This is a genomic window from Butyrivibrio sp., assembly GCF_015056685.1.
In the GTDB taxonomy this organism is placed as follows: domain Bacteria; phylum Bacillota; class Clostridia; order Lachnospirales; family Lachnospiraceae; genus Butyrivibrio.
The window spans coordinates 114,623-126,614 of record NZ_SVFW01000003.1 but is presented as its reverse complement, the minus strand read 5'-3'; the positions used below and the strand labels follow the sequence as shown (position 1 = coordinate 126,614).

The window sequence follows — 11,992 nt, the reverse complement described above, 5'->3', positions numbered from 1 at the left end:
TTAGCCTTACTGTATTAGTGGGTCTATTTGTGTGAGTCTATTTTGCGTATGCAAGGTAGGCTCATTTTGGTATTTTAGGCAGCAGAACAGGAGGCGATACATGCTGCAGATTAAAGACTTAACTATAACACATCGCAAAGATTTTAGGATTATTCTTGAGAAATTCAATCTAACATTAAATGACAAAGATAAGGCAGTTATCATAGGAGAAGAGGGCAATGGAAAGTCTACCCTTATGAAGTGGATATATGATCCGTCAATGGCCGAAGAATATACAGAATGCGAGGGAGAACTTATAACTTCAGGGGAAGTTCTGGGGTACCTTCCTCAGGAACTGCCGGATGCAGATAAAGATAAGACACTATATGAGTATTTCTCAGAGGCCAATCTCTTTTTTGACAAGGATCCAAAAGAACTAGCGGAACTGGCTAAGGAATTCAGGATACCCGTAGACTTTTTTTACAGCGACCAGAATATGGGAAGTCTGTCCGGCGGCGAGAAAGTAAAGGCTCAGCTGTTAAGAATACTGATGGATAAGCCAACAGTTCTCCTTTTGGACGAGCCTTCAAACGATATAGACATCAGTACGCTGGAACTTCTGGAGAGGCTTATAAATGGGTGGGAGCACATAGCTTTGTTCATATCTCACGATGAGACTCTTATCGAGAATACTGCCAATGTGGTGATTCATATTGAGCAGATCATGAGGAAGACTAAGAGCAGGTACACGATCGTCAGGGACAGTTACAGGAATTATATAGAAAAAAGAGCTGAGGACTTCCAGAGGCAGGAACAGCAGGCGCTTAATGACAGGAAAGAGAAAAAGCGCCGAGATGAGAAGTATGCAAGAGTATATAACAGTGTAGAGCATGCTCTTTCGAATGTTTCAAGGCAATCGCCAGCTGAGGGTAAAAATCTAAAGGACAAGATGCACACTGTTAAGGCCATGGGAAAGCGCTTTGAAAAGGAAGATGAGAATATGACTAAGATGCCTGAGCAGGAGGAAGCAATATTTTTTAAGCTGGGATCTGATGATGCCAGGATGCCTGCTGGCAAGACTGTTATAGAGTATAGCCTTGATGAACTGAGAACTCCGGATAATACGAAAATTTTGGCAAAAGATATATTTCTGAGAGTAAGAGGACCTGAGAAAATCTGCATTGTTGGAACTAACGGAGTTGGAAAGACGACTCTTCTAAAGAAGATGGTCAAAGAGCTTCTTGCAAGGAGTGATATAAAAGTTCAGTACATGCCACAAAACTATGAGGAGCTTATTGATCTTAATGTGACGCCTGTGGAGTTTCTTGATGAAACAGACTAACTATTAAATGTCAAGCATGAAACGAAGTGATTCGTTCAGATAAATCAGTACCTTGAAAACTGCATGACAAACAGAGCATCCATAAGGGTGCTCAACCAGAAAAGGGAAAAAATAGATTATGCTGCTCGATAGGGTTCGCCGGTAAGTTGCATCCGATAGATCATCCTGACAAGCTTCTTACAGGCATGCGAAACGGCAACATAGTAATGCTTGCCCTCCGCTCTCTTTTTGGCAAGATAAGCATTAAATATTGGATTCCAAGCGCAGACGTATATCGTGGCATTGAACAAAGCATACCGCAGATAACGGGAACCACGTTTTTCCATATGGGAATAGGAAGAAGTCAGTTGTCCGGATTGGTAAGTCGAAGGAGAGAGTCCTGCGTAGGCAAGGATCTGATCTGCGTTTTCGAAACGTGAGAAATCGCCTACTTCAGCAAGGATCATAGCCCCCATTCGATTCTTAATTCCGGGGATAGTTGTAATTGGAGATTCTAGTGTATCCATGATGGAATTGATTGCTGTTTCTATTTCATTGATCTCATCAGAAAGCACTTCAATGAGATGGATAGTGTGCTTTAGTTCCATAGATTTCGCTGGTATTACCGCTCCTACGGAAGAAATGGCGGCTTCACGAATAGAGATTGCCTCATCACGTCCGTAATGCCCTTTGGATGCTTCATAGAGAAGATGCTTAAGACGAGTCAGATGCGATGAGGCTACAAACGAAGCTCCGGGGAACTCAGAGAGGAGAGCATAGACGGAAGCCATATGGAGTGTAGGGACGAGTTTTTCCAATTCAGGGAACAGAATGCTGACAAGTCTGGAGACAGATGTTTTGAGCTTAGCACGCTCTTGGACTTTGTCAAACCTGTATCTCGTGAGCGACTTTAATTCTTCGTTGTGGTATGATGTGTCTGAGTAGGGCTTGAGTGTCCTATCGGTTAATAACATCATAGCAATCGAATCAGCGTCGACTTTATCCGTTTTCGTCTTTCTAAGGCTCTGACCTTTTCTGAAAAGATTTGTATGTAACGGGTTGATAACATAGCTGGCCAGGCCGTTATCAAGGAGCGAACGCAGAAGATTGAGATGATAATGTCCGGTAGCCTCGAGACCTACTTTTATTTCATCAAGGTCTTGGGTTAATGACCAGACCTTCTCATACAGTTCGTCAAATCCCTGTAACGTGTTCTGGATAGTGAATGGAGAGAACAAAATCTCACCATCTGAACCGAGGATACAGCAATCATGCTTATCCTTTGCAACGTCAATGCCAACATAGATCATACACATGATCCTCCTTTAGAGTATTTGATGCTGCTGTCGATCCACAGGGCTCTCTGCCGATGTAACCTCGTTCTACATAAACCGTCATGCGGTATCTAACTGATTAACATTGGGACAAAGAGGCTGTGGTTGGAGTCTGTTTCAAACCGTCTATGCGGTAGGAGATTAAACCAATCCACAGCATCTTCAACAGCATACCTGATACCTATAGAAAAGGTAAAGAATGGGTATGACTATATAATACGAGGAGATAAGAAAGTACGGACCCGCATTAGGACTTATCTTGGATCACTCAAATATACAGCGGATGAGATGGACCACCCTATAAGAGAGTTGTCGGGCGGGCAGAAAGCAAAGGTGCTTCTACTTAAAATGAGCTTATCTGATGCGAATGTTCTTATTTTGGATGAACCAACGCGAAACTTCTCACCCCTGTCAGGGCCAGTAATCAGGAAGATGATATCTCTTTTCCCGGGAGCTGTTATCAGCATCTCGCACGACAGGAAATACATAGATGAGGTTTGTACGAAGGTCTACACATTGACAGAGAATGGGCTTGAATAGAGACGGTGCGATGAACCTTGTGGACGGGCTTATCTAAATGACATTGCCTCCGCCCCCAGAGACCATTTCGAAAGGAGTTGTATATGAATTATTTTATTGAAGGGCTTCAGGGAAGTGGCAAGAGTACGCTTGTAAGAAAACTTTCCGAGAAATATACTGATTATAAGGCTATACGTGAAGGCGATTATTCACCGGTGGAGCTGGCTTGGTGCGCCTATGTTGATAAGAGAAAGTATAGTGAGATTCTTGATAAATACAGTGATATCCGCAGTGAGATAGAAGAAAAAAGCTTTGAGGAAAAGAGCTTTACAGACACAAGTCCCACGGCAGATGATCATATGATAATCTGTTATACCCAGATCATTACTGATATTCCGGGATTTCATAAGGATCTGGAGCAGTATGAAATCTATAACGGGCGTATTGACAAAGACAGCTTTAAAGATATTATTTTGAAGCGTTTTAGGAACTGGAACGCAGATAAGTACATCTTCGAATGCTCCATTTTTCAGAACATTGTTGAGGATATGATCCTGTTCCAGAAATGCACTGACGAAGAGATCATCGATTTTTATAGGAAGGTAAAAGAGACTCTTACCGGCAGGAAATATCAGATATTGTATCTGAAAACAGATGATATAGCATCCAATATCGATATTATAAGAAAAGAGCGCTCAGATGATAATGGAAATGAAATGTGGTTTCCGCTTATGATGAGGTATTTTGACAGTTCACCTTATGCTATAGAAAAGAAAGTGGCAGGGACTTCGGCACTACTTGATCATTTCAAGCATAGGCAGGAACTGGAACTTAGGATCTGCAGCGAAGTATTTGAAGGAAAATATAAAGTGATAAGTTCAAAGAATTACAGCTTATAATACGATGCCCCCCTTGATCTTGAAGAGTCGAAGGACGTGCGTGTATTTATGAAGAAACGGCAAGAAGACAGACTTTTTTATATATTAAACTCAATTCGAAAGGAGGCTATCAATGTTAGAAGTAGGAACCAAAGCACCTGATTTTGAACTCCCTGATCAGAACGGGACAATGCATTCTCTAAAGGATTATAGAGGTAAGAAGGTTATTTTGTATTTTTATCCTAAGGACAACACTTCCGGTTGTACCAAGCAGGCTTGCGGCTTTTCAGAAAGGTATCCTCAGTTTAGGGAAAAAGGCGCTGTCGTACTTGGAGTTAGTAAGGATACAGTGGCATCGCACAAGAAGTTCGAAGAAAAATATGGCCTTGCATTTACTCTACTGGCAGATCCTGAGCGTAAGGTGATAGAAGCTTACGATGTATGGAAAGAGAAAAAGAACTATGGAAAGGTATCCATGGGAATTGTCAGAACGACATATCTGATTGATGAAGAAGGAATAATTATCAGAGCTGATGATAAAGTTAAAGCTGCAGATGATGCACAAAAGATGCTTGGGCAGCTATAAAGAGAGATAGTGAGTTTACTGCCGCCTATGACAAGCAGATTCGTAAAAATACCGAAACATCTGCGAAAATATAAATTGAATGTTGAAAAAGGAAAATGGTTTGTTATAATTGAGATAAAGAAAGCGGTAACCCCGCTTTGTCATTACGTTAGTTAAAAGATTTTAACCGCCATGAATGCCAGTTCGGGGCGGTTATTTCTTTATCTTAAGAACCAATGTGATAAGAGCTATTAAAACAAGCGTGTATGTGAATAAATCATCATAACTTACCATTGGCATCACCTCCCTGCGTTTGCAGGGCTACCGCCTAGTGACTATACTAACATAACCGGTAGTGACAAACAAGAACATATATTCGATAAATATTATTCATAATAGGAGACAAATTAGATGACATTACTTGAGAAATACAAAGCAAAACAGAAAGAACTTAACTACCTTGGACATGCAATGTCCCTTATGCATTGGGATCTTGAGACCACATGTCCTGATGGTGGAAAAGAGAAATTATCAGATGCCATTTCATTCTTTTCAACTGAGCATTTCAAGAAAGCAACAGATGATGAGTTTTATGGTCTTGTGTGCAAACTTTCTGAAAAAGAAGAGTTCGACAAACTTGACGATGTAATGAAGTTTGACGTTACCAGAACTAAGGAGCAGCTCGATAAGATGAGACGCGTTCCTCAGGATTTCTACGAAGAGTATGTAAAAACCATTACAGCTTCTTCAATTGCGTGGCCTAAGGCTAAACAGAACAATGACTGGAAGTCATACGAAGCACCGCTTGAGAAAACTATTAAAGCGGTTAAAGAGTATAAGAAATATGTTTCTCCTGATATGCAGCCCTATGATGCCCTTATCGATGATTATGAAAGAGGCATGACACAGGATAAGATTGATGCAGTTTTCGAGGAACTTAAAGAAGAGCTGATCCCTCTTTTGGATAAGATTCTTGCCTGCCCACAGCCGGATCACAGCAAGTTTACTATGAAAGTACCTGCTCACGAGCAGGCTGAGCTTTGCAAGTTCCTTGTGGAGTACATGGGAATTGATATGGAAAGATTTGCCCAGGCTGAAACCGAGCACCCGTTTACCACAAACATGTCTATTGATGATGTCAGGATCACAAACCATTACTACGAGAATGAGGTTATTTCTGCAATTTTCTCAGCTATTCATGAAGGTGGACATGCTATCTTTGAGCAGAATGTTGACCACAAGTATGAAGGAACTGAAGGTGCTTCCATCAGCTACATGGGACTTCATGAGAGCCAGTCAAGGTTCTATGAGAACATCCTTGGAAGAAACATCAATTTCTGGAAACCAATCTGGCCAAAGGTATGTGAGATTGTTCCTGAGTTAAAGTCTGTAACATTAGAGGAATTCTATAAAGAAATCAACCACATTGAAAATAGTCTTGTCAGAACTGAAGCTGACGAACTTACATACTGTCTCCACATTATCCTCAGATACGAGATGGAGAGAGCAATTTTCATTGATGGAGCAGATGTAAAAGACCTTCCGAAGATGTGGAATGACAAGATGGATGAGCTCCTTCATGTTGTTCCTGATACTGATGCGCAGGGTGTTTTACAGGATATGCACTGGTCTGACGGAAGCTTTGGATACTTCCCATCATACCTTCTTGGCAGCATCTATGACGGAATGTTCCTCGAAGCAATAGAAAAAGATCTTGGAAGTATAGACGATATCCTTGCAGCCGGAGAAATCAAAAAGATTACAAAGTGGCTCAATGAGAAGATTCACCAGTATGGCGCAACTAGAATATCAAGCGAAGTGCTGGAAGCTGTGTGCGGACAAGAACTTTCTGCAAAGCCGCTTATCAGGCACTTCAAAGATAAGTATGCAAAGATTTATAACTTTTGATAATATGTTACTATTAAATAAAAAGGCGCCCATTGCTACCGAGTAGTGGGATTAACGTCATTTCTTTACCGTTAGGTCTTAGCAGGTAAGGGAATGGCGTTTTTTTGGAGGTAAAAAATGAAGTGGATCTATCTATTTATTGCAGGAGCTCTTGAGATTACGTGGGCGGTAGCTATGAAGATGTCTAATGGCTTTACGTTGCTGATTCCGTCAATTGTAACCGGGGTTGGCTACATAGCAAGTGCAGTGTTTCTATCGATAGCACTTAAACATCTGCCGCTTGGAACTGCTTACGCTATGTGGACCGGGATGGGAATTGTTGGAACTACATTGCTGGGGATATTTCTTTTTAATGAAAAGTTGACCGTTCCGCAGGTAATATGTGTTATTCTGATTGTAGTCGGAATAGCAGGACTTAAGATTTTAGCAAAAGAGTGAGGTGTGTCATGTTTAGAAAAATGAGAAGATTTAATCAGCAAATATCAGATTCAGAGTGTATAGAGATATTGAAGAATACTAAGAGAGGGGTACTTTCACTAATAGGTGATGATGGTTATCCTTATGGACTTCCTATAGATCATTGGTACTGCGAAGAGGATGGGAAAATCTATTTTCATGGAGCCAAAGAGGGACATAAGATTGACGCAATCAAAACATGCGATAAAGCAAGTTACTGCGTTTATGATGAAGGATATCGCAAGGAAGGCGATTGGGCTCTCAATATTAAAAGCGTTATTATCTTTGGCAGGATCAGACTTGTTGAAGATGAAAAAAAGGCGAGGGAAATCTGTACTGCACTAACCAGGAAGTTTACCGATGACGAAGAATATCTGGAAAAAGAGCTTAAGAATGCATTTCCGCGTGTGCAATGTCTGGAGCTTGCGCCAGAGCATATGACAGGAAAGCTGGTTAATGAGTCATAAGTGGAAAAAGTAACCGGGAATCGGGAATTTGTTTCGTGTTTGAGGCTCAAGCAAAATATTACAGAAATGCAAGTTGACTCTATTTACGCCTCACCTCATTTGAGTCAACCAATTACCAGTGGTGAAATGACTCGTATCGCAATTTGTCTTATTTGAGTCACTGTATTTGGGAATCAAGATTGACCGCAAATTGCAATGGTACAAAATGAGTCAATCATTTAGTTGAAAAGGATTGACCGCAAATGAAGGTTGAAGCTTATGAGTCATCTGAAAACATGATTAGATATGACTGCAAATTATATAATCGGATATTGAGTCAATCGCAAGCGCTTATAATTATGACTGCAAACATAGAAAGCGGATTGAGAAATGAGTTGAAAAATTAAGAAAAAATTGTATACAAAAGTTCTTGACATGTTTTTTATACAGGAGTAAACTTCATATTCATAAAGACAAAGGCGTCTTAGAGAGTACTCTCTAAGGCGCTTTTTGCATATATGGGTGCATGATCCGCGGACTACACATTTTTGTGTATACATGTATTCCATAAAAACTAAAAATAATACAGCATAAAGATTAAGACTAAGCGATGCAATGGGGCATCATACTACAAAAAAGTAGTGTGCCGTTGCATCGCTTTTTTTACCGGGAAATCTGTGAGGGTTTGAATTTTATATTTTTCCCGGGAGAGAGGAGAAAAAGTATGAACGAGGAAATCTTAAGCGCAATTGACAGCAGTGTTTTTGGTGTTTGGTTTCTTATAGGTGCAGCATTGGTTTTCTGGATGCAAGCCGGATTTGCAATGTGTGAGGCTGGTTTTACCAGAGCAAAAAATACAGGAAATATCATAATGAAGAACCTTATGGATTTCTGTATTGGAACAGTAGTATTTATTCTTATCGGTTTCGGATTATTTCTTGGGGAGGATTTAGCCGGAATAATCGGAAAACCGGGATTTGATATCTTTACTAACTATGCAGGCTTTGATTGGTCAAACTTCGTATTTAACCTTGTTTTCTGTGCTACAACAGCAACAATCGTTTCAGGATCAATGGCTGAGAGAACAAAATTCATTTCATATTGTGTGTACTCGGCAGTTATCTCAGCAATCATTTATCCTATTGAGGCTCACTGGACATGGGGCGGTGGCTGGCTTTCACAGATTGGTTTCCACGATTTTGCAGGTTCTAACTGCATTCACATGGTTGGTGGTATTTCAGCTTTAATCGGAGCAGCCTTCCTTGGACCTCGTATTGGTAAGTTCGAAAGAGATAAAGCAGGAAAAGTTACAAAGGTAAATGCTTTCCCTGGTCACAATCTTGTAGCAGCTTCCCTTGGAGTATTCATCCTTTGGCTTGGCTGGTACGGATTTAACGGAGCAGCTTGTACATCAGTTGATCAGCTCGGCAGCGTATTTGTTACAACAACAATTGCTCCTGCACTTGCAACTGTTACCTGCATGATCTTCACATGGCTCAAATATGGAAAGCCTGATGTTTCAATGTGTCTTAACGCTTCTCTTGCAGGACTTGTAGCTATTACAGCTCCTTGTGATGTAACAGATGCTTTTGGTGCAATTGTGATCGGTATCGTAGCAGGACTTCTTGTTTGTTTCGGTGTATGGCTTCTTGATTACAAGCTTCACGTTGATGACCCTGTTGGTGCAGTTGCAGTACACTGCCTCAATGGTATCTGGGGAACAATTGCAGTAGGTCTTTTTGCAACTAATTCAGCTCCCGGCTATTCAATAGCTGATGCCGCAGGAAACGAAATGGTCGGCCTTTTCTTTGGCGGCGGCTTTAAGCTTCTTGGAATTCAGCTTCTTGGAATGATTGCAACAGCAGCTTGGACAGCAGTTACAATCAGCATCACATTCCTTGCCATCAAGGCAGTTCTTGGACTTCGTGTTTCAGAAGAAGAGGAGATCCTTGGACTTGATTCTACAGAGCATGGACTTGCATCAGCATATTCAGGATTTGCAATCATGGATGTTTCAAACACATTGAACATGTCAGTAAATGAAAACACAGATCTTGGTGTAAGCGACTACGAAGAGGCTTCAGAGTTCCAGAAGAAAGCTTCAGTTCCTGTCGTTACAGCACCTGTACATACAGAATCAGGAATTCATAAAGTTGTTATTATCGCAAAGTTATCCCGTTACGACAAGCTTAGACGCGCTATGAACGACCTTGGCGTAACCGGAATGACTGTTACTCAAGTCATGGGTTGTGGCGTCCAAAAGGGTTCCGGCGACATGTATCGTGGCGTCGAAATGGATGCCACACTCCTTCCTAAAATTAAACTGGAAGTTGTTGTGAGCAAGATTCCGGTTGAAGACGTTATAGAAGCAGCTAAGAAAACTCTTTATACAGGCCACATCGGAGATGGCAAGATCTTCGTTTACAGCCTCGACAATGTAGTCAAGATCCGCACCGGAGAAGAAGGTGCTGCGGCTTTAGCTGACGTTGAGTAGAGCACTTAGCGAGGTTCTGTCGAGCTTAGTGAGAATCCCAGAATGATGTAGCATGACGAGAGCGAAGCGGAGTCATGCGTATATCATTCAAATATATATAACTAACCACCCAGGAGGAAACAGTATGTGCGCAATTCTTACATACGCAAGAGAATCGGTAAGTGAAGATTTCTTTGAAGAAATGCTGGAAAAAACAGCATCTCGTGGACCCGACATGACAAGGATCCAAAAGGTAAAAGGCGGATGGATGGGCTTTAATCGCCTTTCAATCATGGGCCTTTCAGAGGAAGGTATGCAGCCATTCAATAATGGAAAAAATACCGTTATCTGCAATGGAGAGCTCTACGGCTTCAAAGATCTGAAAAAGTACCTGACATCTCTTGGCTACAGCTTCAAAAGCGAAAGCGATTGCGAGATACTGCTTCCTTTATATGAAAAGCTTGGTACAAAAATGTTCAGTATCCTCGATGCAGAGTTCGCATGCGTTATCTATGACGGGGAGAAAAAGAAATTCATAGCAGCCAGAGATCCAATCGGTATCAGACCGCTTTACTACGGCTATGACAGCGAAGGATACATCATTTTTGCATCAGAACCTAAGAACCTGGTGGGAGTCACAGATAAAATAATGCCTTTCCCACCAGGGCATTACTATGAAGATGGAGAGTTTGTCTGCTATAGGGATCTGACTAAGGTAAAAGAAATATCAACAGACAGTCTCGAAGTCGTAACCGAGAAGATTCACGACAAACTCCTTAATGGAATAAAAAAGCGCCTGGACGCTGATGCGCCTGTGGGATTTCTTTTGTCTGGAGGTCTTGATTCGTCGCTGGTATGCGGTGTGGCAGCGAGCCTTTCAGATAAGCCACTTGAGACATTTGCGATCGGCATGGACATAGACGCCATTGACCTTAAATATGCAAGAGAAGTAGCTGATTACATTCACAGCAACCACCATGAAGTGATCATCACAAAAGAAGATGTCATTAAAGCCATAGAACCTGTTATACATGCCCTTGGAACCTACGACATCACTACCATAAGAGCTTCAATCGGAATGTATCTTCTGTGCAAGTGGATCCATGAAAACACAGACATCAAAGTGGTTCTTACCGGTGAGATATCGGATGAGCTCTTTGGCTACAAGTACACAGACTTTGCGCCAAGTGCGGAAGCTTTTCAGGAAGAAGCAGCCAAAAGAATCAGAGAAATCCACATGTATGACGTCTTAAGGGCAGACAGATGCATAAGCGTAAATTCACTCGAAGCAAGAGTTCCTTTCGGAGATCTGGATTTTGTGGATTATGTAATGAGCATTGACCCTGAAAAGAAATTAAACACTTACGGAATTGGGAAATTTCTTTTGCGAAAGGCCTTTGAAAAGGATGAAGTGATACCCCATTCAATCCTTATGAGAGAAAAAGCAGCTTTCTCAGATGCTGTGGGTCATTCCCTTAGAGATGACCTCATGGAATATGCAGATGAGAAGTACACCTATGCGGAATATGAGGGCCTCAGGAAAAAATACATTCACGCGAAGCCCTTCACAAAGGAATCACTTCTTTATAGAGAGATATTTGAAAAATACTATCCGGGACAGTCGGATATGGTTATAGATTTCTGGATGCCAAACAAAAACTGGGAAGGCTGTAATGTCAACGATCCATCAGCAAGAGTCCTTTCCAACTATGGAGCTTCAGGTGAGTAGAGCACTTGCTGAGGTAATATCGAAGCTAGTGCGAACCATGGGTGAACACTTAGCGAGGTATTAACGAGCTTAGTGAGAATCCCTTAAATAAATTTTAACGGAGGAGAAAAGAATGATAGAAGCAAGCAAATTAACAGAAGAATTTGGAAGCCTTGTATTTAATGACAAAGTAATGAGAGAGCGTCTTCCAAAAGACATTTATAAGGCAGTTCATAAGACAATTGAAAAAGGAACACACTTAGAGCTTGAGGTTGCAAACTGTGTGGCAGCAACCATGAAGGAGTGGGCTGTTGAGAACGGAGCAACTCATTTTACACACTGGTTCCAGCCTATGACAGGTCTCACAGCAGAGAAGCATGACAGCTTTATTTCTCCAACAGATGA

At 41.4% G+C, this 11,992-nt stretch carries 11 protein-coding genes; 10 read left to right on the top strand and 1 reads right to left on the bottom strand.

From position 1 onward, the window contains the following. The first annotated feature begins 100 nt into the window (after positions 1 to 100). The gene (locus E7303_RS01975; protein WP_292143600.1) at positions 101 to 1,321 is read left to right on the top strand and encodes an ATP-binding cassette domain-containing protein; all 1,221 of its coding nucleotides are present in this window, start codon (positions 101 to 103) and stop codon (positions 1,319 to 1,321) included. 116 nt (positions 1,322 to 1,437) lie between these two features. On the opposite strand, the gene E7303_RS01970 is transcribed toward E7303_RS01975, so the two are convergent. Then, positions 1,438 to 2,610 carry an IS110 family transposase gene (locus E7303_RS01970; protein ID WP_292143599.1) on the bottom strand — a complete coding sequence of 391 codons (1,173 nt, stop codon included), beginning with the start codon at positions 2,608 to 2,610 and terminating at the stop codon, positions 1,438 to 1,440. A gap of 129 nt (positions 2,611 to 2,739) precedes the next feature. Here E7303_RS01970 and E7303_RS01965 point away from each other — a divergent pair, with 129 nt between their 5' ends. From E7303_RS01965 to E7303_RS01925, 9 genes are all read left to right on the top strand, one after another. Further along, positions 2,740 to 3,174 carry an ATP-binding cassette domain-containing protein gene (locus E7303_RS01965; RefSeq protein WP_330601601.1) on the top strand — a complete coding sequence of 145 codons (435 nt, stop codon included), beginning with the start codon at positions 2,740 to 2,742 and terminating at the stop codon, positions 3,172 to 3,174. An 83-nt stretch (positions 3,175 to 3,257) separates the two neighbouring features. Beyond that, positions 3,258 to 4,052: a hypothetical protein gene (locus E7303_RS01960; protein WP_292143598.1), complete on the top strand. Its 795-nt coding sequence runs from the start codon at positions 3,258 to 3,260 to the stop codon at positions 4,050 to 4,052. Between the two features lie 112 nt (positions 4,053 to 4,164). Then, positions 4,165 to 4,617, top strand: coding sequence for a thioredoxin-dependent thiol peroxidase (bcp, locus tag E7303_RS01955; protein ID WP_292143597.1), 453 nt, complete (start codon positions 4,165 to 4,167; stop codon positions 4,615 to 4,617). 390 nt (positions 4,618 to 5,007) lie between these two features. Beyond that, complete coding sequence (locus E7303_RS01950) at positions 5,008 to 6,504, top strand: carboxypeptidase M32 (protein WP_292143596.1); 1,497 nt, start codon at positions 5,008 to 5,010, stop codon at positions 6,502 to 6,504. 117 nt (positions 6,505 to 6,621) lie between these two features. Continuing rightward, entirely contained in the window at positions 6,622 to 6,942 is a 321-nt protein-coding gene (locus E7303_RS01945; RefSeq protein ID WP_292143595.1) for a DMT family transporter, read from the top strand. Between the two features lie 8 nt (positions 6,943 to 6,950). Continuing rightward, on the top strand, positions 6,951 to 7,427 hold the full coding sequence (locus E7303_RS01940; RefSeq protein ID WP_292143594.1) for a pyridoxamine 5'-phosphate oxidase family protein: 477 nt from the start codon (positions 6,951 to 6,953) through the stop codon (positions 7,425 to 7,427). Positions 7,428 to 8,130: 703 nt separating this feature from the next. Beyond that, the gene (locus E7303_RS01935) at positions 8,131 to 9,900 is read left to right on the top strand and encodes an ammonium transporter (RefSeq protein ID WP_292143593.1); all 1,770 of its coding nucleotides are present in this window, start codon (positions 8,131 to 8,133) and stop codon (positions 9,898 to 9,900) included. A 124-nt stretch (positions 9,901 to 10,024) separates the two neighbouring features. Continuing rightward, positions 10,025 to 11,608, top strand: coding sequence for an asparagine synthase B (gene asnB, locus E7303_RS01930; RefSeq protein WP_292143592.1), 1,584 nt, complete (start codon positions 10,025 to 10,027; stop codon positions 11,606 to 11,608). Between the two features lie 112 nt (positions 11,609 to 11,720). Further along, a partial coding sequence (locus E7303_RS01925; RefSeq protein ID WP_292143591.1) for a glutamine synthetase III occupies positions 11,721 to 11,992 on the top strand: 272 nt, incomplete at its 3' end.

Coding starts and splice junctions, on each gene's coding strand:
- E7303_RS01935 (WP_292143593.1), top strand. CDS start 8,131: ATGAACGAGGAAATCTTAAGCGCAATTGACAGCAGTGTTTTTGGTGTT.
- E7303_RS01945 (WP_292143595.1), top strand. CDS start 6,622: ATGAAGTGGATCTATCTATTTATTGCAGGAGCTCTTGAGATTACGTGG.
- asnB (WP_292143592.1), top strand. CDS start 10,025: ATGTGCGCAATTCTTACATACGCAAGAGAATCGGTAAGTGAAGATTTC.
- E7303_RS01975 (WP_292143600.1), top strand. CDS start 101: ATGCTGCAGATTAAAGACTTAACTATAACACATCGCAAAGATTTTAGG.
- E7303_RS01970 (WP_292143599.1), bottom strand. CDS start 2,610: ATGATCTATGTTGGCATTGACGTTGCAAAGGATAAGCATGATTGCTGT.
- E7303_RS01960 (WP_292143598.1), top strand. CDS start 3,258: ATGAATTATTTTATTGAAGGGCTTCAGGGAAGTGGCAAGAGTACGCTT.
- bcp (WP_292143597.1), top strand. CDS start 4,165: ATGTTAGAAGTAGGAACCAAAGCACCTGATTTTGAACTCCCTGATCAG.
- E7303_RS01950 (WP_292143596.1), top strand. CDS start 5,008: ATGACATTACTTGAGAAATACAAAGCAAAACAGAAAGAACTTAACTAC.
- E7303_RS01940 (WP_292143594.1), top strand. CDS start 6,951: ATGTTTAGAAAAATGAGAAGATTTAATCAGCAAATATCAGATTCAGAG.